Annotated in this window: 16 protein-coding genes; 4 read left to right on the top strand and 12 right to left on the bottom strand. The window is 43.5% G+C overall.

The genetic code is table 11. The annotated features are described in order from the left end of the window. Positions 1-30: 30 nt before the first annotated feature. Genes TREPR_RS08640 through TREPR_RS08620 form a run of 5 tightly spaced genes read right to left on the bottom strand, consistent with a single transcriptional unit; the run spans position 31 to position 9,687 of the window. Positions 31-2,925, bottom strand: a complete 2,895-nt coding sequence (locus TREPR_RS08640) for a TrlF family AAA-like ATPase (RefSeq protein ID WP_081468649.1) — start codon at positions 2,923-2,925, stop codon at positions 31-33. Continuing rightward, entirely contained in the window at positions 2,876-6,112 is a 3,237-nt protein-coding gene (locus TREPR_RS08635) for a type I restriction endonuclease subunit R (RefSeq protein WP_015707920.1), read from the bottom strand. Before TREPR_RS08635 ends, TREPR_RS08640 begins: the two co-directional genes overlap by 50 nt. Further along, entirely contained in the window at positions 6,109-6,984 is an 876-nt protein-coding gene (rhuM, locus tag TREPR_RS08630; RefSeq protein ID WP_015707919.1) for a RhuM family protein, read from the bottom strand. Before rhuM ends, TREPR_RS08635 begins: the two co-directional genes overlap by 4 nt. Beyond that, entirely contained in the window at positions 6,981-8,123 is a 1,143-nt protein-coding gene (locus TREPR_RS08625) for a restriction endonuclease subunit S (protein WP_015707918.1), read from the bottom strand. The genes rhuM and TREPR_RS08625 overlap by 4 nt, the downstream gene beginning before the upstream one ends. Then, positions 8,110-9,687, bottom strand: a complete 1,578-nt coding sequence (locus TREPR_RS08620) for a type I restriction-modification system subunit M (RefSeq protein WP_041611096.1) — start codon at positions 9,685-9,687, stop codon at positions 8,110-8,112. Before TREPR_RS08620 ends, TREPR_RS08625 begins: the two co-directional genes overlap by 14 nt. A 320-nt stretch (positions 9,688-10,007) precedes the next feature. Between TREPR_RS08620 and TREPR_RS08615 the strand changes: the two genes are divergently transcribed. The 4 genes from TREPR_RS08615 to TREPR_RS18805 all read left to right on the top strand — a co-directional run bounded on the left by TREPR_RS08615 (position 10,008) and on the right by TREPR_RS18805 (position 14,501). Beyond that, complete coding sequence (locus TREPR_RS08615; RefSeq protein ID WP_015707915.1) at positions 10,008-12,017, top strand: DUF3696 domain-containing protein; 2,010 nt, start codon at positions 10,008-10,010, stop codon at positions 12,015-12,017. Further along, the gene (locus TREPR_RS08610; RefSeq protein ID WP_015707914.1) at positions 12,010-13,074 is read left to right on the top strand and encodes a hypothetical protein; all 1,065 of its coding nucleotides are present in this window, start codon (positions 12,010-12,012) and stop codon (positions 13,072-13,074) included. The genes TREPR_RS08615 and TREPR_RS08610 overlap by 8 nt, the downstream gene beginning before the upstream one ends. A gap of 325 nt (positions 13,075-13,399) precedes the next feature. Further along, the gene (locus tag TREPR_RS08605; protein ID WP_041611095.1) at positions 13,400-13,654 is read left to right on the top strand and encodes a UPF0175 family protein; all 255 of its coding nucleotides are present in this window, start codon (positions 13,400-13,402) and stop codon (positions 13,652-13,654) included. 538 nt (positions 13,655-14,192) lie between these two features. Continuing rightward, entirely contained in the window at positions 14,193-14,501 is a 309-nt protein-coding gene (locus tag TREPR_RS18805; protein WP_015707911.1) for a putative DNA binding domain-containing protein, read from the top strand. 222 nt (positions 14,502-14,723) lie between these two features. Here the strand turns inward: TREPR_RS18805 and TREPR_RS08595 are convergent, their stop codons facing one another. From TREPR_RS08595 to TREPR_RS08565, 7 genes are all read right to left on the bottom strand, one after another. Next, on the bottom strand, positions 14,724-16,433 hold the full coding sequence (locus TREPR_RS08595; protein WP_015707910.1) for a transglutaminase-like domain-containing protein: 1,710 nt from the start codon (positions 16,431-16,433) through the stop codon (positions 14,724-14,726). Continuing rightward, a complete protein-coding gene (locus TREPR_RS08590; RefSeq protein WP_015707909.1) occupies positions 16,430-18,031 on the bottom strand; it encodes a hypothetical protein in 1,602 nt (533 codons plus the stop codon). Before TREPR_RS08590 ends, TREPR_RS08595 begins: the two co-directional genes overlap by 4 nt. Before the next feature lie 271 nt (positions 18,032-18,302). Continuing rightward, the gene (locus TREPR_RS08585; RefSeq protein WP_148257266.1) at positions 18,303-20,855 is read right to left on the bottom strand and encodes a hypothetical protein; all 2,553 of its coding nucleotides are present in this window, start codon (positions 20,853-20,855) and stop codon (positions 18,303-18,305) included. Then, positions 20,746-21,732: a hypothetical protein gene (locus TREPR_RS08580; protein ID WP_015707907.1), complete on the bottom strand. Its 987-nt coding sequence runs from the start codon at positions 21,730-21,732 to the stop codon at positions 20,746-20,748. The genes TREPR_RS08585 and TREPR_RS08580 overlap by 110 nt, the downstream gene beginning before the upstream one ends. Before the next feature lie 89 nt (positions 21,733-21,821). Then, positions 21,822-22,529 carry a FecR family protein gene (locus tag TREPR_RS08575; RefSeq protein WP_015707906.1) on the bottom strand — a complete coding sequence of 236 codons (708 nt, stop codon included), beginning with the start codon at positions 22,527-22,529 and terminating at the stop codon, positions 21,822-21,824. A gap of 12 nt (positions 22,530-22,541) precedes the next feature. Beyond that, positions 22,542-23,741, bottom strand: a complete 1,200-nt coding sequence (locus tag TREPR_RS08570) for a hypothetical protein (RefSeq protein ID WP_015707905.1) — start codon at positions 23,739-23,741, stop codon at positions 22,542-22,544. Beyond that, on the bottom strand, positions 23,738-24,217 hold the full coding sequence (locus tag TREPR_RS08565) for a hypothetical protein (protein ID WP_015707904.1): 480 nt from the start codon (positions 24,215-24,217) through the stop codon (positions 23,738-23,740). Before TREPR_RS08565 ends, TREPR_RS08570 begins: the two co-directional genes overlap by 4 nt. Positions 24,218-24,235 lie beyond the last annotated feature (18 nt).

Below are 24,235 nucleotides of genomic sequence, written 5' to 3'. Positions count from 1 at the left end.
AATAAATACTCCTTATGATTTACTAGATTATCAATTATTAAAATAACGCTTTTTCCTGCGTTCAAAGGCAAAAACTCCACCTTCTAATATTGAACATACTTTTTCTATAATTATTTTATTTTCTAATCCTCCAGCAACATATGAAAATACTGGCAATTTATCATCATCGATTTTTTTTGAATCTGCTACAATAACCTGGTCTGAGTCTGTACTAACCACCAAATTGGGATTATGAGTAACCATAATTATTTGTCGTCGTTTCCTGGCCTCATTAAAATATGGTACTAATTTTTCATAAACAGAGGCAGGATCTAAATTGTCTTCCGGTTGATCTATCAATAAAGGTCTAGTGTCATTCCGATCAACTTTCAAGAATAGTATCATTAGAACAATGCCCCGTGTACCTGGAGACAATTTTTCAATAGATACACCTTCATATTTTATATCATAATCAATTGATATATGGGTTGTTGAAAACAGCCATTTCGCTAAATCATTTGTTGTATAGCCCACTCCTAATAATTTTCGTACTTCATGGGTAATATATTTATCTATAAACCCTTTCATTTTAGTTAGTATCTCATTGGGATTCCCCGATTTCCATGAACTATACAAACACTTTTTTGCAACTTCGTACAATCCTCCATCATCCTTTAATTGAGTTTTATTTCTTGAATCTATAATTTTATTTCCCTGATCACCCCATTCTTTCAAATTAACATTGATCCTAATATAGAAGGATAACGGTATATCTTCATTGTAAGTTGTTCTGAGGCTTCTTTCTAACGGACTATATAATTCTGATAAAGCAAGACATTGTTTATTTATGGCCTCAAATACTTGTTTATATTTTTCCAATCGTTTATTTTGTTGGTAATTAATATCTAGTTGATCGATTTTAATTATTTCGTCCTTAATATTTTGCATTTTAACAGACTTTTCTTGTCTCTGCTTATTTAAAACGATGTATTTTCTCTCCTCTATTGTGATATTTTCCAAGCTTTTAGCAATAGTTTCTAATTCCTTCTTATACCAATAATAAGTTTTTTCTTCCGGCTTATCACCTTTTCCTAATTTTTTGTTATACTCTATAAATAATATTTCTCGTCTTTTAGATAACACGGTTAAGGCGCTATCAGAATATGAAATTAAAAATAATGGCCTTTCTTCTTCGGTTAAACTAAATGGCGACAACTTATTGATTAGTTCATTTCCTTTTTCATAAAGATTTTGATTGTATTGATTTATTAAACGAGTTAATTCATCCAGCAAATCTATTTTTGTTTTCACGTCTTTCAATTCAACAATTATTTTTTGAATTTCTACATCTAATTCATTCTGTCTGATAGTGGTTGTATATTTTCCATCATTATCAATTATGGGTAATATTACTGCTTTTATTTCCTTTTCCAATGTATTGATTTCGTTATTTTTTAATGGTACTGATTGCTTTAAATCAGAAATTCGGGTAATCTCATTGCTGCATAACTCTATTTCACCCATTAACTCAATAACTTCTTTTTCATATTCTAAACAAATATTGTTTCGCAAATCCGTAAAGTTAGCAGTACCTTTTCTTTGAAATTCTTCCAATTCATAAAATATGAATTTTTCAATTTCTGTGATTAATCTTTTTTCTGCACCATTTAAAGAACACAGTTTTTCAACAAATTGCTGCGATAAATATCTTGCCGAGGGAGAATCGCTAACCCAATTATCTCGAAAATCAGTACGTAATACATCATTGCTATCATTGAATTTTGAATAGATACTTAATTCGTCAATCAAATTATCAGCTTTGGCGATAAAACTAGCGTCACTGTTTTCGTAAGAATTTAATCCAATCGAAATTAAATCTAATAAGGCCGTTTTACCTGAACCGCGCGGTCCGATTATACTAACAAGACCTTTATTAAGTGGTATTTCAAATTCAGGGAACCAATACGTTTCTGGAACATGTATACTTGATAAATAATTATCTTTATAAGATGTCGGAGGTTTTTCACCTATAAAGACCCTTTCTTTTGGTTCATACAATATTTGTCGAAATCCTTCAAAAGTTGGCTCCGCTTTTATCCAGCAATACTTATTATTATCAGGAGTTAATACTTTATCTAAGGCATGAGCATCCGATCCAATAATACAAGGTTTTAATCCCTGGTATTTTTTTATTATTATGTCCTCTGAATCAATTCCTTCACCTAACCAATATTTGATATCAGCAGGAGAAGCGGTAAATAATATATGCGATTTTATTACAATATTTGTTCTTAATGCGGCAAATCCACCATCAAGGCTTAATGCACTTAATCCATCTCCGGTTTTTGCAGAAATTGCAATCAAAGAATTTTCGTTTAACCATTTGTCACTATCATACCAATTAACAAATTCACTAAACTCTATACGGAAATTATTTAATCCCATCTCATATTTCTTTTTTTCATCTATTATTGTACTGTCAATTATACTCCCTAGCCGGATGATGCCATCTCTATTACAATTATAATTTATACCTTTATAATTAAAAATTAAATTGTTTAGGTTCCTTCTTATTTCATCAATGTGATTAGCATCTTCGGGCGAAAATAATAAATGAATGTTAATGGCAGACGACTTATCGGTGGGAATGGCTAGACGAAATTCAACATTTGGAAATACAAATTTAACATTTTCAAATTTTCCTTCTTCAAATTTTCCTTTAATTTGTATATAATTTTCTATAGAGTAGTAATCTGTGATTCCAAGTGCTATAACATCTTTAGACTTTTTATTAACGTCATCAATGAAGTCATCAATAGAACATTTAAACTGATCGTTCAGAGCTGTTCCGGGAGTATGAATATGAACATCCCATCTATTCCATTCTGAACCTTTATTAAACATCTTTTTCCCTCTCTCCCGAATCAGCTGCCATTCTGGCCCCATAGTCTCCAGACGTTGATTTATAGCTTACTTCATCGTCTATTTCACCGCTATATTTCTTGAAATTCTCAGCCTGTTCAAGTACCTGCTCAAATACTTCTTCATCCCATTCCGGGGGATAACCGTTCTTATACAAGAGTACGGTTAAATCTTTATTTAGCTTGTTTTTAATGTCATCCCGGACAGCCCAATCGGTATATTGGGATTTTTCATCGACCAGTTCTTTTATTTTTTTAGCAAGCACTATACATTTTTCTTCCTCATAGTGGAATTGGTGCTTATCCCTTACAGCAACAAGGATGTCGTAAAAAACCTTTTCCTCGTAACTTATGCCCAACTTTTCAAAAGAAGTCCTATCGTCGTGCAAATCACCCAAAATCTTAATTAATTCATCGGAAAGGCTGTCAACAAAGTCCGCAACGACTTCGCTGGTAAAGACAAGCTTATCACGGTTATTATAGGATTCTATGACTTTTTTCAAACGTTCATCAAATTGAATGGCTTTTACTTTGTTTGTTCTACCGTATCCCTTGATTGCCCTTTTTAAAAGTTTTATCAGGGCATTAAACTTGGTGATTGGCATCTTTATTTCTGCCAACTGTTTTTCAAAATCTTCACTAAAAAGATCTTCGGTATTATCAGTATTGACGATGTTTTCTATGCCGGTGCAGCTTATGGCTTTTTGTACCATTTCTTCGACATGGCGGTTCATGGTTTCGGCATCCGGGGTATTGCCCTTTGTCTGTTTGTAGATTATTGACCTTATGGCAAGGTAGAATTGGGCTTGGGAAGTCTCTTGGTCTGAAAGTTGGCCAGAGGGGAAACATATTTCATAGGCTGCCTTTAGTTTTAGCGATAGTCCCATAAAGCGGGTTTCTATGTCTTTTTTTATCTGGACATATTCGGCGGCGTTATTCAGGCAGACAAGCCTTTCCAGGGGAGTCCCGGTATAAAATTTTTCCGCATTGAACTCATGCATTATTTTTGAGATTAAATCAAGGTGGTTTCTGAATATTCCAAGTGAGATTTCAAGCTCGTCAATAGGGCTTCCCTGGGTACCGGAATATTTTTTGACCGCCTCCATCATATCATCTTTAATTCCGATATAATCAACAACAAGCCCTTTATCTTTGCCCTCAAAAACCCGGTTAACCCGTGATATGGTTTGGATTAAAGTATGCTTCTGTATTGGCTTGTCGATATACATGGCCGCCAGGGAGGGTACATCAAACCCGGTAATCCACATATCAACCACTATTGCGATTTTAAAATTAGAGTTATTATTCTTAAACTGTTTGTCAAGTTTCTTGCGGTAATCCCGGTCGCCAAATAAATCATACATGGCCTTTTCGTCATCTTTGTCCCTGGTGGCAACCAGTATTATTTTTTCAAGGGGGATCAATTTTTCTGTTTCTTCTTTTGATAAAGCGCTTTCATTGTCGGATTTTTTCTTTATATTCCACTCAGGCTTGATGGTGATAATCTCTTTATAGAGTTCATACGCAAGTGTCCTGTCGGCACAGACTATCATGGCTTTTTGCACAATAAGCGGTTTTTCAGAACAAAGTTTATCATAATGACTCACAATATCAAAGGAAAGTTTTTTTAAACGTTCAGGATGTCCCAGCACTTTCTTCATCTCGCTCATGGCGCGTTTGCTTTCTTCTACCTGATTTTCATTTGTTCCGTCGGCAATGCATTTATCGTAGTACTGCTGTATTTCCTTTGCCTGTTTTTCGGAAAGGATAACCCGGGCAAGCCGGGGTTCATAGGCAATACGTACGGTAATACCGTCATCGCAGGATTCCTTCATGGTATACTGGGCGACGATATCGCCATACACATACAGGGTTTCGTCTATGGGTGTACCAGTGAAGCCGACATAGGTGGCATTGGGAAATGAATCATGGAGATATTTTGCAAAACCGTAGGAGGTATGGACGCCCTTTTCGGTTATTTTAAGTTTTGAACCTTCATTAATTTGGGTCCTGTGGGCTTCATCGGAAATACAGATGATGTTAGTACGGGGAGAAAGAAGGCCGATGGATTCACAGAATTTTTGTATGGTGGTAATATAGACACCGCCTGATTCACGATTTCCAAGCTCTTTCAGTAAATCTTTTCTGTTTTCTATGCTTTTAACATTATCTTCATGCAAAAAGGTTTTTGAGGATACAAATAATTCAGAAGTTTGATCATCAAGATCTTCCCGGTCTTCAATAATAACAATTGTTGGATTGCGGAAGGTCTCCCGCTCCCGCAATCCAAGCTGCCGGGCAAGAAAAAGCATGGCATAGGTTTTACCACAACCGGTGGCTCCAAAATAGGTTCCGCCTTTTCCATCTCCCTGTGGTTTTAGGTGTTCTTTTATGCTTTCAAGCATCATATTCGCGGCAAAAAACTGTGGGTAACGGCAGATGATGGCTTGCGCTTTATCATTTGTATCAGGATAGCAAACAAAATCACGGAGTATGGCAATAATACGGTCTTTGGCAAAGGCGCCTTTTATCATGGTAAATAATGAGCTTATGCCATTTTCTACGATATCCCCGTAATTTACTTTATTCCAGGCATAATAGTATTCATAGGAGGTAAAAATGCTTGCGAATTTTGTGTTTGCACCATCGGTAATCATGGACAAGAAGCTGTATTTGAGCAGTTTGGGAATATCACGGGTGTATCGATTATGAATCTGTTGCCATGCATCGTAAATCGTTTTATCTTCTTCTATCGCAATTTTGAATTCACAGATCGCTACAGGGATACCGTTTATAAAGACTAATAAATCGGGACGCCTTAGCCGCTCACCCTGTACGCTGTATTGATTAACAACTTTGAAGGAATTGTTTTGATAATTATCAAGGTCGATCAGGTTAATATGGACATTTTGTTTTTTTGAATCATCCCGGATAATATCAAACCCTTCATTTATCAAGACAAATGCGGCTTTGTTACCATCATACAATGGATATGCAGGAATTAGCTTTATGGTATTGATAATTCTGATTACTTCGTTTTCGGTTAAGTCTTCGGCTGAATAATTTTGAGTCAAATATGCTCGAATATCATCTTCCAGCAATATGTCATCTAATTTTCGGTGGATAGAATCGCCGTAAACAGGGGTATATCCTTCTTCGGCAAAGAGTTCAATGATGGCTTTTTCCAGTTCCTGCTCGGTAAATTTTTTCATGGTTTATTAAGCCTTTTTAGCAAGTCGGCGGCATCCAGCATCATTTTTGAAAAAGCAAACCATTTTTTGCCTAAATCTTTTAGCGAGGCGCCAATATGATATACTGTATCATCAATGATTAAAAACCTGTCATGGGATTTTTTGAAAGTTTTGACTGTGACCGATGGATATTGCGCATTATGTCTTTTTATATCAAGCTGTAACTGCGCTGATATTTCCGGGGTATATAAAATAACCTGTACAGACTTGGCTCGTTTGGATAAAACAGTTAAAACACTTTCGTCAATATAGTTATCTATCAATACGATTGATTTTTTTGCGGATTTTATCAAGTCGGCAACAAACGTGTATGCGTCAAATATTTGACCGTCATAAAAAATACCTTCTACTGGCGGCAAAGCAGTTTTTACGAAGAACTCGATTTTTTCCTCTGTTTTTACAAGACGCCGCTTTGTGTTCGAGACTTGCCGTTCAATACGCTCAAAACGCTTATTTATTGCGTAGCCCTTGAGCAGATAATCTTTAAGCACACGGTTTGCCCATTGGCGAAAATGTGTTGCATTAATCGAATTTACCCGGTATCCTACGGAAAGAATTGCATCCAGGTTATAGTATTTGGTCTGATAGCGTTGGCTTGCATCGTTACCCATATGTTCCAAAATGGAACATGTGCCATCTTCATCCAATTCTCCGGAATTATAAATATTCCGTAAATGCTTTGTAACGGCTGGTCTCTGTGTGCCAAACAAATCGGCTATTTGCACCTGTGTAAGCCATACGGTCTCATGTTCCAAGCGGACTTCAAACTTAACTGTATTATCTTTCTGATAGATGATTATTTGATTAATGGGAGTGTTGTCATCTTCCTTCATTTTTTCTCCCCGTCTTCAAGAGCACCTTTTATCAGAATGGGACACATCGCCTTGATTTGGGTCTTTAATTTTTCGCTGATGTTCTTTCTGATTGTATAGGTTCTAAATATATTGGCAATATCCTGCTGAATTTCAATTTTAGGAATAGGTATTTCCACTTCGCATATATCTTCAAAAGAAAAGACTTCTCTAGCAGAACCCCATGAATGAAATCGTGCAAAGCGATCAAATTCGGATCGGTTAAGAGTAATATTTAAGTATTCAGGTAGCAATGTTTTTTTATCTTTGATTTTGAAAACGATGTAAGTTGAAGATACTAAATAGGTACTATCTGAATTATTATGCGCAAATGATAATTTTCCACCATTTCTGGATGTTACTGAAACATAGCCAAAATATTCCGGGTATATTATTTTATAACTTGCCAAGCTTATTCCTTCCATGTCAGCTTTTGTTTCTATAAAACATTTATTGATAGAAATACCTTTTAATGAATCTAATCCAAATTTTAAATCGCCATTTCGTTCATCAGATTGTTCAATGATAGGACCAATAGCTGTATGTGGAAATTCACGGCGCAATTTTTCAATATAGGCATCACAAGTTAATTTAAGGTCATCAAAGCTAATTTCGTAGGCTTTCTGATTTTGAACCATGGCATTATAAATATCTACATATTTTTGCTGGATAAGCAAGGAAGGGAGAACTATGGGAACATCGCACATATCATCCCAGTTAAAGAATTCCGTTGCACTTCCCCACGAACTGTATCTGACATAACGGTCAAATTCATCTCTTAAGAAAAAGACATAGAGATATACGGCAAGAAGCGTATCTTTCGCATTTTCTTTGATTTTAAAGACAACATAATCTTCAGTAACAATGATGTTTCGGTCTGTGTTATTGAAACCGAGGCCTAATCTTTCTCCATTTCGGGTTGTTCTGCGGTTAAAAGCAAACTCATTAGGCAATACAATTTGAAATCTGTCCAACGCACGCCCCTCAATGTTGGCATGGGTTGTCATAAATCCTTTGGTGTTCAAAACGCCCCGAACATCCTCGACCCCATACTCTAAATCTGTATTTCTGCGGTCAGCACGTTCAATAAGTTCACCCAGCTTGTATTTATTTAATGCCATATCCGATTCCCTTAAAAGCGGATTCCAGCATTTCCTGAGATTTCTTCTCCTCCTTCAAAATATCCTTCATCTCTTTTTGAATTCTTTTCATTTCTTTCTGGTAATCTATATCCAAATCGTGGTCAATAAACTTAATATACTTGCTTGGCACAAGGGAATAATCATTCTTTCGTATGTCCGTTATTTTTACGGATTTACAGAGTTCTGGAACATTTTTGTAGCCCTTTTCGGCGCTTTGCCAATTGGTATAGATTTTTTTGACGGCAGCTATTTGTGAATCATCAAAGGTGACATAACTTTTTTCGTATACATTTTTATTCCATGTGCGGAGGTCAATAAAAAGTACTTCGTTTTGTCTGTCCCGCAATTTTCGTTTATTTAAGGTTCGCGGTTTCTTATTGTTATTTAATATCCATAGGGTTACGGATATATCGGTACTGTAAAACATTTCACGGGGCAGAACAATTATTGCCTCTATTTTATCATTCTCAATAAGTTGTTTCCTAATATTGTATTCTTCCGCCCCAGCTCCCAATGCGCCATTTGCAAGCAGAAAGCCCGCTATACCGTTACTCACATCAAGTTTGGAAAGTATATGGAGTATCCAGGCATAATTGGCATTGCTTACCGGGGGAGTACCGTAGCCTGACCAGCGGGGATCATTGGTTAATTCGTCTTCACCACGCCAAGCCTTAAGGTTGAAGGGAGGATTCGCCATGATAAAATCTACTTTTAAATCCTTTTGCCGGTCATCGGTAAAGGAGGAGGCATTTTTATCCCCCAGGTTATTTGATATGCCCCGTATGGCCAGATTCATTTTAGCCAGCCTGCGGGTATCGGGATCGGATTCCTGCCCAAAGATGGATATGTTATTTTTATTGCCATTATGGCTTTCTACAAATTTGAGGGATTGTACAAACATGCCGCCGGAACCGCAACAGGGGTCATAGATTCTGCCCTTATAGGGTTCTATCAATTCGGCAATCAGATTGACAATTGCCTTGGGTGTATAAAATTCTCCCTTTTCTTTTGCTTCATCCATGGCGAACTGTTGTAAAAAATATTCGTAGACCCGTCCGATTAAATCTTTTTCGTGGAACCGTTCTTCTGATATTTTATTTATTTCGTCGATGAGGGATTTTATATCCTTGCTGTTTACCCCCAGGCTGGAGAAAAACCGCTGGGGTAGGGCGCCTTTCAGGGATTCATTTTTATCTTCAATGTCTGCCATTGCCTGATCCAGCATGACGGCTATTTTATCATCGCTTGCATTTTTTACGATGTAGGACCAGCGGGAGGTTTCGTTAAGGTAGAAAACATTGGAAGCCAGATAGAACGAAGGTTTTTCAAGGAAAACCGGGATATCCCCTTCCTCGGCGATTATCTCCTGCCGCCGTTTTTCAAACTTGTCACCGGCAAATTTCAGGAAGATGAGGGCCAATACGGCGTCCCGGTTGGTCGGCTTGTTGCATTTGTTCCGCAAAACTACCCGGCAATTCCAGAGGACGCTTTCGAGGGAGAGTTCTTTGACTGGTTTGGGGGCGCGTTTGGCCACTTTATTCATCTCCTGTTTTTAAGGCGCCATATTTTTAATTCCCTCGAATTCCAGGGAAACAAAATCAAGGTTATAGTACTCCCTCTTTTATAAGGTAGCTTTAGCCATTTGGCCCTTCTTTTGGTAATCGTATCATAAATCAGGTTTTTGGGCTAGAAACTTCAGATGAAAGGTTGGCAAACTATGCCAAAATTGATCTATGAATATGACATATTTCAAAAATATGTCATAATAAATTATAGTAAATCTCAAATCTACCAGAATTTGTCCTCTAACCCCCATCTTTTTCAGGGACTGGAACCATCTGGCCGGGTTTGTCGTGAATTTCTATGCTGGGGAGACTTGCCGGATATCGCTATCCTGAAAAAAGTGAAAGGGAAGGGATTGCCTTGCACCCTGGACTAAAACATGATAAATTTGAATTATACCAAAGGGACATTAAGGGAAAAATAATGATTAAGAAATGGACAGTATCTAATTTTAAATCAATACAGGAAAAAACCACACTGGACATTGGGCCATTAACCATATTTGCGGGGACCAATAGTAGCGGTAAAAGTACTTTGTTGCAGTCCATATTGCTTATTGCCCAAACTTTGTCAAATAGATTCCCACTTCGTCCTGTTATATTAAATGGCCCGCTCGTTAGCCTTGGTCAATTTAACGATATAAAATCATTTAATATTAAAGAGAAAAATATTGAATTGGCATTCTCGTGTGAACCACCAAAAAATTCAATTAAAGGTAACATTCAAAAAATTGCTTGCTCAATTTCATTTTATGCAGATTCTTCACCAAAACAGCCAGGTTATCATTTAACACAGGTTGAGCCAATATTGTTATCTACTGAATTTAAAATAAAACGCAATGATTCCAATACTTCAATTATAATTAGAAATTTTAAAAAAAATGAAATTGACGAGAACCCAAATATAATAGATATAAGGCAAAAGAGACGGTTAAAATATATTGAAATTAACGACGAAAAAGGCAAAAAATTAAATGTCGGACAGGAATTAATCGGTTGTGAATTAGCGCATTTCCTTCCCCGTACATTGTTTTGTGAAATCGAACAAACTGAATCTATAACCCAAGATTTTATTTATGAGCTTAAAGGTATTATCAAGAAAGATGATAATACAATAGATAATCATTATCCCTCCAGTTATTCATGGATTGAAAATGATTATTTATTTCCAGAAGTTTTGTATTATTTACTTGAATGGGAAGAAGGAGCATTAGAAGAAGTATTTGGTTTCAGCATTTTAGATGACGGAGACAAAGCCAGGCTCTCTTTTACTTTTGAAAATTTAAAAGAAATAGTTGAAGACCTGGAGCCGTTGAAACAAGAAAAAGTGGCTGATATCTTATTAAGAAATGATTTGAGTGGTTATATAGGCAGTGCGATTGAACATTGGAATTGGAAACGGGAAGCGGATGATGAGGTTGATTATGATATCCTTATCAAAGATTATACTCTGGAAGAAGTCCCAATGCCTGAAATAATAAGTCATTCTGTTCAGTATTTATTTGAATCATTTGCAACTAATTTTAGATATCTTGGCCCTTTACGCGAAGGACCAAACTTTTCATATCTAAACAAATATATTGAAGATCCCTATGATGTAGGTATCAAGGGTGAAAACACCGCTGCAGTATTGTCTATTGGTCGGTACATTCCAGTTAAATATATACCATCAGCTTGTTTTACGGGCCCAGAAATAAAAATAGAAACAACCGAGGTAAGATTAATCGAAGCGGTTGATGACTGGATTAAATATATCGGCGTAGCGCATTCTGTGGAATCCCAGGATCAAGGAAAGCAGGGGTATGAGTTAAAAATCAAAATGAAAGAAAATGGCCCGGTTTGTGATCTAACTAATGTTGGCGTTGGTGTTAGTCAAGTTCTTCCAATCGTAGTTATGTTTTTGCTTGCCCCTGGGGATGCTACAATTATAGTGGAACAGCCTGAATTGCATTTACATCCAAGCGTTCAAACCAGGCTTGCGGATTTCTTTTTATCAATTGCTCTTGCAAACAAGCAGTGCATAATTGAAACACATAGCGAATACATAATAGACCGAATTAGATTCCGTATAGCATCGTCTCCAATAGTTCATGACGACAGCCGAAATAAATCCATCCAGGATATAACAAAACTATATTTTGTTGAAAAACCCAATACTATTACTAAATTCCGCCCAATAGAAATTAATGAATTTGCTGTGATGTCTGATTACCCGGAAGGTTTTTTTGATGAATCGCAGAAAGTTGCCCGGGATATACTTTCAGCAGTTTCCAGAAAGCGAAATTCAAGCAGAGATAGAAACGATGAATAAACTTGTTACTATTACAATAGATACCGAAGTATTAGCAATATCGAATGAATGTACCAGAGAACAGGCAAATTTGTATTTTGATATGATTATAAATCTTTCGCAATTACTGCCGGAAGATTGGATTTCATTGTGTTTGAGCCAAGATGCAAAAAAAATTCTGGAAAATATAGGAATATATCCAACTGATGAAGTCCTCTGGAATCTCATTGACACTTATGGAAATAAGCAAATTCCCCATAAGGAAATTATTAAAGCTGTTAATGATTTATTCAACCCTAATTTATGGCTTGAAGAATATTTCCAGCTAACCGTTGACAAACTCGATAGAACAAATATTTTACCAAATAGCATATATAGTGATTATGATGAAGCATTAAAAAATAATTTTATCTATTCTGTTAGTATGATAGCTTTTATTAAAAAATATTGCAAAATGAAATTTGGCGATCAATATCTCTTATTAAATAAAAAATATTGCGAGGAAATTGAAATATCCGCTCATATCACTCGTTTTCTTAGTTTGCTTGAAAACATGGAAAATATTAAACCTCCTCAGGATATTTCAGAAAAAATTAAAATATTTACAAATTTGTCAGAAGTATTAAATGCAATTACTTTTGATGATTTTTTTAATATGAATATTAGTGATTCTGATTTTGATATGGCTATTAAAATTAGAAATTATCAATTCAAAAATGAAAAAAACAATAAAGACATTTTTACAATTGTAGACTTATTAAATCAACCATTAAAGGTAAAAATTGGAAGTGAGTTTCTTCAAGGGTGTATTGAAATAGTGAAAAAAGGGTGTTCTGCGAATCAAATATTTGATGTTATTATAAAAAAGAATAATGGCTTTGCAGTAGATAACGATGAACCTATGGATGATGAAAAAGGACGTCCGCGTATTCGTGGAAAAGACAGGTATTGGCGGTGCCGTTTTAATGCAAATTTTCGAATGCATTATTGGAGATGCCATGATGAAATTGTTGAATTATCCTTAGCTCTCGATCACTTGAAGGAAGGGCAATCGGATAAGAGGGTGAGTTATACGTAAGCGTGGAAGTGGTCATGTATGCCGTTAAGGTAAATCCAAATACATGACTAATATTATCATATACTGGTATTTTATATATCCGGAGTAGTCAAAGATCCCTCAAATTTGCCCTTCAGACCCCCATCTATTTCAGGACTAGAACATCCGGCGGGGATTGCCGTAGATTTCTACGATGGAGGCTTGCTAGGTCTCTCTGTCCTGAAAACTGTAAATTTTCCCTGATAATTTTGCTAATACTATTTCTCTATATAGAATTATCAACCTGCCTTGCAACCTGAGCCAAAACATGATAAATTTATGGTATGCCCAGTAGGGGAGGTTCAGTATGCCGCAGGCAGCCATATTGTTTTCCGATGATTTATGGCTTTCGTTGAATATGTCCATGGATGAGGTTGTCTCGTCAATGCGGAAAGAATACGCTACAAAGATGTATCAGCAGGGCAAGCTGACCCTTGGACAGGGGGCGGAGTTCTGCGGAATATGCCTCTATGATTTTACTGCTCTCCTTGCCGTTCAGAATATTCCGGTTATTAATTATGACCCTGAAGATTTAGACCGGGAGCTTGCTGAATGGGCATAGGGTAAGGTTGTTGAAATTACTGATATAGAACATTGAATTATTGCAGCAATCTACGCCGGTGAGAAATGAGGCTATCGGTAGAGTACAATTTCTGCTTTCTCATAGTTTTTCTACACCTGTGAGAAACGGTATGAGAAAATTTAGGTCAATTATGACCAATTTAGACCAATGGTGATTGACTTAATTTCATTTGTGATTTACAATTATCACTAAAGATTGAGGCGCAGGCGGCCCTGTAAATCTGTTGGCTACGCCTTCGTAGGTTCGAATCCTTCACTCCCCAAAGTGAGTTAATTCCTTACGTTGTAAGGAAATGTGATTTGGTGTAAAAAGCACTACCACCACAAAAGGCGTGTTTTTCTTCGGATGTACAAAACTTTGTACAAAAGGAGTAAAAAATGCGCCTTTATTATTTGCGGCAGCGGAAACCCGGGGGTAATTGGTATGCCATTTTTATGGACCCAATTACAAAAAAACAAGAAAAAACCCGGTGCACAGGAACATCGGACAAAATGAAAGCATCTGCCATAGCCCAGGAATGGCTGATTATCCAAAGAATCCAATTTTAGCCCGATTTTTTGTAAACATCGGCTTGGCCGACCAATTAGGTTCCGGGGTAAGGAACCTCTATAAATATACCAAAATCTATTCCGGCAGCGAACCGGAATTGTTGGAAGGAGACATCTTTAAGACCACCGTTTTGTTGACCGTAGCGGATATTAAAACCGGCGATAAATTATCCCCGGCGGAAGAGAATTTCTTAGAATTAATACTTCCGTATCTCAAAGAAAACGGCAAAATTGATGCAAAAACAGCTAGTAGTTTAACCGGCAAAGCTTTGTCCTAGACAAAGGAAATATTAGGAAAATTAAGTGTATCCGGTATTCTGGAAAAAATCGGCGCCAATAAAAACAGAACATATCAGCTAGTAAAAAAATAATTTTCTTTTAATGCGCTGGAGACGAAGATATATCGACATTTTTCGCCTACAGTCCCGGCGTTGCCCTCTCTTTTTCCGCCTGGTCCTTCGCATACCGTAAGCTAAAAATTCTCTGAATTTGGCCTTCTTTTACTTTCTAATAAACTTTGTCATTGAATCTGCAAAGGCCCGGAGAATTTCCTCTTCATCGGGCATTTCAGGCATCCGGTCTCCGGCCCCCGGAACGCTCACACTCCGGTATACCTGCCATGATTCCCCCATGGGGTAAAGAGCGCGTATGCCGCTCTGATCCCCGCCGCCGGTATCTTCCGCGCCGCCTGCACCATTCCACTCCTGCGCCCCAATTTCCACTGCGTTCAGGAAGCCGCCATGAGGTATGGTAATCTCCACTGGAAGCCACAAGCGCCCCTCTTGTTCAATTGCTCCCTTCACCGGTTGCCCCTTATTTACTGCGTCGTCTTCCGGCAACACACCGACGTCAAAGGCAATATAGATATGCCCCGGCACCGTAACAAAGGCGCTTTCAATCCCTAAGGCTTCAAGGAGGGAACAGAATAAAATCGAAAGATCATCGCAGTCACCGCCCCGGTAGAACAAGGTCTGGTAGGGGTAATTCAAACTGTCCAGAGCGGAGGCGTTTTCCGACAGTTCGATAAATGACGATGAGGGATCCACCACATAATTTATACCGTATAAATTCAAGGTTTCAAATAAGGCAGCGGCAAGCAGTATGTTTTTTGGGGTCGCACTAAAGCGGCTGGGGTTTTCCCGCAGGAAGCGTTCCACACCCTGGGCAGTAAAGTTGGCAAAGTAGGCGGCTGCCGGATCTTTGGCGGACACAAAGGAAGCGGCGCGGCGGTCATCGTCCCAGGTAAAGGCGTTGCGGTGGTATATGGTCATGAATGCCGGGAAGCTCATTGTTTTTTTTGCGCCCAGGCTTCTATACTCTAGGGTAATCCGGGTATTGGCGTTTATGTTTTCCGTCAGGTCGAGCATGGTCTCATTGAATAGGGCGGTTACCGGAAATTCTGCGCTTTCCCCGGGGCCGAGGCGTGTACGGGTTGCAAATTGATAGTCCTGGTTCATGTAGCGTTCCAGCATAAAGGAAAGGCGAAGATCGGTAATGGCGTTCTTTTCGTTATTGGTGATCCGAACCGAAGCAATGCTGTTTTTCTCGTACCATGCAAAAGACACCGGGAAAATCAGTTCCTGCCTTAACCGTTCCCCACTTACCCGTGTTTGGGACCAGAGTATTTCCCCCAGGTTGAGGGACAGCCCAAGGCCGATGTTTATACCGTGGATCGTTTGGGTATCCGAAAAGCCGTGCCAGGTATAGCCCCCTTCGGTGTAAAGTGAAAGGGAAGGCAGGAGATGAAAATATGCCGAAAGCCCCAGGCCCGCAAGGGGCTTCACCGCGCTTGTCCCATTAAAAGAATAGTTATACACCCCTGCGCCTGCATCAAGCCCAAAGGTCAAGCGGTCAGAAATCCGCCAGAGCAGGGAAGGGCCAAGTTTGCCCTCAATCATGGTGAGGTTTCCATTGGCCGCTGCCGCTATGCTTGCATAAGCGGCTCCGGCAAACACACCAAAACTTACATCCCTGCCTAAGCGGGGCGGCAAAGACCATTGTAAAAAATCCCAGTCAAAAGCTGCGGCGGCCCCGAATCCCGGATCAAAATAAGAAGATCCTGCAGGAACCATAAGCCGCGGCGCAAGGCGCAGCTTAAATTCGCTTTCAGCGAAAAGAGGAGAAGTAACCACCAAGGACCCGAACAGCGCGAACAAAAGAAAAAAAGTAATGCTGTTGGCGTGGTTCACGGGTTTATAGTTTTTTTTCATTTCAAATTTTCCAGATTCCGTTTCGCCGCTTCGTTTCCCATATCCGCAGCCCTTTGAAATGCGGCTCGCGCCGCAGATGTATTATCGGCTCGTATCTGTAAAAGACCCAGGCGGTTATATAAGGCAGCAATCTGCCCAGCAGCCTCAGGCGATTGCCTGATTTGGGCATTGACGGCGGTAATAAGGGGCTGTATATCCCTGGCAATGTACGCGGTAAGCGCCGCCCCCGCCCCGGTACGCAGCAGCGCCGTATCGGCCTCTGCAATCTTTACCCCAAAGGCTGGGAAAGGCGCCGGAGGGTAAGTCGCCCAGGCATCGGAGAGCATTATAAAGTCAACCGTTTCTGCTGCCGCAAATACCGCGCCCAGCTTCACTGCCGCTTCATCCCATGCTGCGACAAACCCTGCGTTAAGGTTGCCCATGGAAACGGGCAGCCATACCGTGTCATTAATGACCAAAAGTTTGTCTAAACCGTTAAACAGGGTAGCTGCCTGGGCCTCGCTAATCCCCAAATTCACTGCAGCAATGAATCCGCCCTCGCTTGTTTCGTCCAGGGGAATAAAGGCTGCACTAATTCCCGAAGCTTCAAGAGAGGCGGCATAGAGCAGCCCCCAGTCCCGCGCCGTCCCTGCCTGGTACGCCAAGGTCTGTGAGGGAAACTGCACCGCTGCCTGCTGCGCCGGATTTGCCGGATCTGTGGCGGCCTTCACGTTAGGGCCAAAGGATTTCAACCCCTCAAAGAGCCATACCGCAAATTGCATTTTATCGTTAAGCCCCGTGCGCCGCTCATTCCGTGCAAGGCCCGCCACGTTCTTGGAGAACTCCAAAATTTCCGGCGATGTGGGGGACACAAATGCTGCAAGGGAAGCGGCGTCCCCATCGGGGTAGCTGCCTCGTTCCAACACTTGCACCGAAGCTGCCGCCAGGGTTTCTTTTTCCTTCCCTAAAAAAGAATAGCGGATCACAATCTCGCCTAAAATCCTGCCGGAATCGGTAAACTGTAACATATCGCCGGAAAAATCCGCATACAACGGAAGCACCGCGCTCCGCCCCTTTGCCAGAAGTTTGATGGTTCCGCACTGGTATTCGCTTGCAGTATACCGGCCTGCGCGAAAACTTACCCGCACATCGCGGATTTCGGCGTTCTCGTTGTTCCGTATCGTAATGCTACCTGTTTCATTATTTTGATACAAGGAAAGCAAAACCGGGTATACCCCGCCGTCCTGGGTAAGAGAGGCCGCCACCCCATTGCTCCCGGACTTCTCCCCGAGTTCAAGGGTGATACGCGCCGTAAGACCCGCATAGAGGCCGGACATAAATGCACCGCCCCGGTCGCCGGGGTTTTGATACTGCTGCCACCCTACGTCCGCCGCCAGGGTAAAAGCAGGGGTAAAGCGGAAACCCGCTTCCCCGCCGAAACGATACCATAAGCCCGCAGCTGTCCTTGAGGTTTCCCCCTGGCCCCAAAAAGCACCCAGGCCGGCATCAAGGGCCGTAAAAAGCCGGGACAGGGGAAAGTAATAGAGCCCCAGGCCTCCGCCCAATCGATATAATTGCAGGTTACCTGTTGCCGGACTTTTGTATTCGTTGAAGCCCATACCGCCCTCTTATTGCCGTCCCCCAGAGGGATAAGGACAAAGCCCCCGGGCTTCAAGGAAAGATCCAGGGCCGAAAGCCGGACAAAGGCCGAACAAGAGAGCATGGTGATAAAAACGATACGGCAAGCTCTTTTAGACATCTTGATGTCAGACATTGACATACACCTCATGTATTTATAGGAACATATAACCGTTTCCTGGTTTCGCCCACCGAAAGAAAAGAAAAAAAGCGCATAATTTTTCTACCGATACAAAAATATTCATATCTTCCTCATTCGTCCAGCCAAACCCCATCTTCTTCATAAATATCTCCCCGCACCGATGCGGTTGCCGAAGGGCTGCGGACCGTAAAATCAGTACGCCCTCCGCTGGGGGCGTAATTGCCACTCAAGACGGTGTCGGTAGAATCCGGATAGCCGTACACCCGCGAAGCGGCTTTGTAGGTACTTGTGCCTTTGGCGATAATAGTTTCGCCCAGGGCAACGCAGTGCTGTATGTCCCCATTATTCCGGTATCCCGCAATGCCTCCAGCGTACACGGCTGAACTGGACTTCGTCTGGGCCGTTACCAAGCCCTCAGCGAAGCTGTTATACACCCCATAGGCCGTGTTCATGTAACCCACGATGCCCCCCGCGTAGGGTTTGCTGCCCGTACCAGAGCTAAAGGAGTCGTCTGTCAGTACATCCTCCAGAGCGTAAGAGTTTTTAATATTTGAGCCCCTATCCAAATTGCCTACCAAACCTCCCGCGTATATAGCTCCGCTATTGCCATCCGGCCCTCTGGCTTCGACATTGCCGGAAGCCCAAGATTCGCTGATGGCCGTATTGGACGCATAGCCTATAAGACCGCCGGTATTAGTGGAACCGGTGACGAATGAACTGACGGAACCGGTGGCGTAGCATCTGCTGACGGTTACATCCGCACCCAGTGAACCATAGGAAAATCCAATCAGGCCGCCGACACGCGGGCTCTTTCCGGTAATCTTTAACTCCACGTTGGCGGCGTAGCAGGAAATAATTTTGCTCTGCGTCCTGGTAGCCGTTTCCATATACCCGATAAACCCTCCGGCATAAAGCTTATCCGCTTCCGCTTTAGGCATGTTCAGATGGCTTTCGCTATAACAACCCTCGATCTGGGTGTTGTACATAGCGCCGATAAATCCCCCCAAAGCGGTAAAGCCATTGACTAACTCGGAGAAGCATATTTCCCCCGCCCGTGAAAAGGATTTGGTAATCACCGGGCCGATGACCGTAATATCGGCGTCCTTGCCGAATTGTCCGGCAATACCGCCCACATTATCATTCCCTGAACCTTTACATTCCACATTGATAAGGTCCCCCTCGTAGGATGAATCATCAATAAGCGGGCGTATAACGCTGTCGGAGGCCTGCGCTTGTCCGATTAAACCGCCGACAGAGGTAATCACATTGTCAGGCTTAACGCTGATGTTACCCCGCGCCCTGACGTTTTTTATCCTTGGCGTATCGTTTACCGTATCAGTTACCGTTACTGTTGCTGTTGAAGTAAAATACCCTGCGATACCCCCGGCATACAAAGTCCCGCCGCTTTTTGAGGGAACGTCAAGATTTGCCGTCCAGACGCAGTCGGCAATACCCGCGGTATCAAGGTTTCCCACAATACCCCCCACACGATGATCGCCTGTGACGGTGACTGAAAGGTTCAAAGGAAGGCCGCCATAGCAGTTTTCAATAAGCGATCCCTTGCCGGCCAGTTCTCCCGCAATTCCTCCCATATAGGAAGCAGCGCTGCCTGAGTATTTAAGCGCCCCCGCACCGCTTACCGTTACGTTGCGTATCTTTACGCCCTCGCCGGCATAACCCGCAAGGCCGCCTATGTGCGTTGCGCTTGCCCAGGCAGTGGTATCGGCGCTGTAGTGTACCTCAAGATCGCGGATCTCCGCCGTTGTCCCGCTTACATAACCAAAGATTCCGGTATACGGTACATTGGCCGAAATGCCGTTCACGGTAATCGTATGCCCGTTGCCGTAGAACTTTCCCTGAAAGGCCTTTGTATCAGCCCCCGTACCGACAGGCGTCCAGCCCGCCGCAAAGGCAATATCATTGACCAGCACATATTGCTTGCTTTCGTTATTCACCTTCATATTCGCAAGGCTTACTGTACCGTCAGTATCATTACTGTCGCCCGCGGCAGTGCTTACTTCTATCGCTGGGGCAGTATTGCTCACGCTCATCCTCGGTATGTTCCATATCTTTACCACCACCGGATCTTTCCCCGAAGAAAGACTGTGGGCCTCAAGTTGTACCGTGTACCCGTAGATGTTCGTAACAGGAAGGCTCGCCGTACTGATATGGGGAACCCCGCTAAAGGTATAGCTGTTTCCCGGCTTGTCAATGCTTATCGGCGTCTGGCTTACACCGTTCACCGAGTAGATAAATTCCGTATGGTCAAAATCGGACTGCGTGGGAATGGTCCAGTTTACCGTGATGGTATTGTTGATTTCGTCGTACTTCGCGCTCCATTCGTTAATGGCGGATAAGTCCGCCTCGTAGTAACTGACCCGCACCCCCGAATCATTCCAGCCGCTTTCATTGCCCAGACTGTCCTTGTATTTAAGCCTGATAGTCCGCACTATGTTTTTTGCATTGGGTATTGCCCCCGATAAATCCAGCGCAGGCGCGCTTGCGTTAAATCCGAACCACCCGCTTTCGTAGGACCCTTCCCCGGACAACACTTCAATCTGATACTTCCATTGCAGATTTATCTTGTCGTCCATAGTCCAGGGCTTGTACATGGACGCCGCCACCGGCAATAATCCCCACACTGCCGTTATCGGCAACGCCATTAAAATTCGCCGAGAGGGTCATAGTTTCTTTATTGGTTCCATAGTTGTAAAGGGGATACCCGCCATCACTATCCACAGGCGGCGCATAGCCGCTTAAGCTCAGGATTGCGCTTCCCGAAGGCGCAGCATTATCCAGAACCACCGTAACAAAACGCCCCTCCGCATCGGCGTTTCCCCAGGTATCGGGGGCTATATCCCCGTCATCGGTGTAGACATCGGCTGTGCCTGTATCGCGGTAAGGCAGCACGACTAAGCGGATAATCCCCGAATCGAGCGGCGTATCCCAGGTATAGGTAAACTTATAGGCTTCGGTCAGCGAATTGGCCTGGAGGTAGGCCGCCCCTGCGGAATTGAGCGTGTTTTCGGCAGCCGTCAGGGTAAAAGTTTGTTCTCTCCGGTAACTCATAGTCTCCCCGCCGGCAAGGTTCGCATAGGCAATATCCGCTATCGTAACCTTGTTCGGGGTGTCGGTCATGGCCGTATTGCTTGCCGGGGCGGTAAAATACAGGGTCACTTCGTACTTGCCGCTTTCCTTTTTTGGCAGACGCCGGTCCCGGCTTGAGGCCGCAGTTGTGTAGATAAACATCTCTTCGGTGAAGGGCGTAAATGCAGCGTCATGGGCCGCCCAAATTTTTTCCGCCTGATACACATTTCGCACCAGAAGAGTATTGGTACGGTAATAAAAACTCACCGGCGCTATCATGCTGTTTTCACCCAAATTTTTTATACCCGTCCCCACTGTTACCGTTATGACCAGATCCCCCGGCGGCAAATCAGTAAGGGTTCCGGTACTTTCCGGCTTGATAAGTACCGTCCGGGTATACACAATAGCAGGCCTGTCGGCACAGTAAGGAACCAGGGTAAGGGCAAAGCGCATTTAACCGGAGATACCGATTTCTTTCGGCTAGGCCTTGGGGGTAAAATCCAGACTTTCGTCTACAGATAGCTGTTTTTTTTACAATTTTCCTAATCCCACTCAAAGCCTACTCTAAAATCGCCGTCTAAGGTACTGGCGTTGTTCCCGATAATGGGGGCACGGTCCCCATTTGAGGCGCCGGAATCGCTTGCGATGGGCAGGCTGGGCGTCAGGGACTGGGCGGCGGCTTCAAAGGGCGATACCACCCGGTTGTTTGCTTCATCAAAATAACTATTTCCCCTTCTGGTGACAAAGACCTTCCGTCCATTGGCAAGGGAGTATTGGACCCGCCCATTGTCAACATGGAGGTTCATGGTATCCATTTCAAAGGAGGTTCCCCGCACCGATGCGGTTACCGAGGGGCTCCGCACGGTAAAATCGGTCTTTCCTCCCGAGGGGGGCGCCACATCGGCCCGGACTCTTCCGGTTTGCAGGTTCAGGGATACTGTTTCGTTGTCCTGGTTGAGTATGATTTCTTCCAGGCTTAAACGGGTAAGGGGCCGTATGGTTAGTGTGGAGTTTCCCAGGGCAATCAGTGCGCTGCTTTTAAAGCCCGTGGATATCAGGGTGTTCTTCGTCAGGGTATCTCCCGCTGCGGCGGGTGTCCATGCACTTTCGTTGGGGAGCTTGAGGGTTACATCTCCGGTTATTTCCCGGATAAAAGCGTTTTCTTGGGCAAAGATTGAAAGGTTGTGTCCCGGAAACCCTATACCGATCAGCGCCAACAGTAACAATATTTCTTTTTTGCATACCATCATTTGTATTTACTCCTAAAATGAAAGAATCATTCCTAATGAAACGCGGTACTTAAGATCCGCATCGCTGCGGAAGGCCTTGCCCAGCTGGGGGAAGAAGGCGCCGCCGCCAAGGGTGAACGAAAGGTCTGTAAAGGGTACCCAGGTAAGGCCGCCGTAGACTTCGCCCCCCAGGAGGGGGGAAAGGGAGTCGGGGTCAAGGTCGCTGTCTGTATAGGTAAACGAATCGGTTCTGAAAAGATAGGCCGCCGAGATTTCCGCAGAAAGGGTGTTGTGCAGCCGCGCGGCGTATTCTAGTTCGGCCAGGGCCAGGCCGGAAAGCCGGGGCCGCAGTACCTTTCCCTGGGCCACAGTGTTGATGGGCACAAAGGCGGTAACCGTGTCATTCCACGCTCCGGAGGAAAAGGCCCCGCCAAAGCGTATGCGGTCTTCCATCGTGCTGGGGAGGAGCCAGACCAGGTGGGCGGCGGCGGCGAAACTTATGGCGGGGTCGGCGTCTTCTGTCTCCTGCATCCCCAGAATGCTGCCCAGATCGGCGTTCCAATCATCCAGAAAAGGGACGCCCAGTTTGGCTTCAGCGTACTGGGTATGGATTGCCGCACTATCACTATCGTTCATATCATATTGCCCAAAGACCGAGAAGGCAAGGTCGCTGCCGGTATCGAACAGGGCGGGTATCTCCCAACTTACGCCATAAACCAGCCGCCGGGAGGCGAAGTAGACATCCCGGTCGTGGTAGTCGGCGAGGTCTTCCCTGTTCATCACGATGTAGGCGTTCCGTTTGTTGAGGAGCCCGGTATAAAAGGCGCCGACGGAAAGGCGGGTCTTTCCCAGGTCGGCGCTGAGGGCCAGGCCGTCAAAGAGGCCGGTGGCGGCGAGCTGGAGGGGTTCCTGCCAGGACAAGCGGCCCAGATCAAGGTGCAGGCCCGGTGCAGGTTCGTAGCTGAACTCGAAGCGGTAGACTTCCGGGACGGGCTTCCATTCTTCGTTCACCAATTCTGCGCTGATGCCACCGGACAGGTAGAGGTCCCCCTTTTCCCCAAGGGGAGCGGCGAGCCAGGGCATCACGGTTCCGGTGTATTCAAAGCTGCCGTAGGATTCATCACCATTACTGAGCACCGGGAGCTGGTTGAGCACCACGCCAAAATCCTGGGCAGATGCCATGACCGCGCACAGGAATACTAATAGGCCTGAGAGGGCTCTTTTTGCGTTCATACTGATGGACCCCTTCGAACCCCGGTTTCCGTGTATTCAAGGGCCCGGCCGAGGATTTGCAGGAGCCGCTCCCCGGAAACTTTCTGGGTGGCATAGGCGCGGCCCTGTATCAGGCCCCGGTAGACCAAATCCCGGTAGGCATACCGGCTGCCGTGGGTCAGGGTAAACATGATCCCCCCCTTGATGCCCGCGGCCTCCATGATGAGGAGCGATACGCCCCCCAGGGTGACGGCGCTGTTCGCGGTGGCCTTTTTGGGCAGCCAGTTCCGGTCCAGCGCAAACTGGTAGGCGTCGGCGGGGGCGGTTCCCCCGGGGACCGCCTCCACCGACGAAAGGACCAGCCACGCCGCGTCCTGGTAGCTCACGATGGGCGCCCCCAGGAGCCGCTCCAGTTCCCCCGCCGTTTGGGCATGCGCCCGTGGGGGGGAGAGGAGGGCGGCGGTCAGGGCGCAGAGCAGTAACAAATATCGTTTCATGATGTTCCTTCTATAACC

The organism is Treponema primitia ZAS-2 (assembly GCF_000214375.1).
GTDB lineage: Bacteria > Spirochaetota > Spirochaetia > Treponematales > Breznakiellaceae > Termitinema > Termitinema primitia.
Note: the sequence above shows the minus strand (reverse complement) of the source record. Positions and strands in the feature narration are given on the sequence as shown.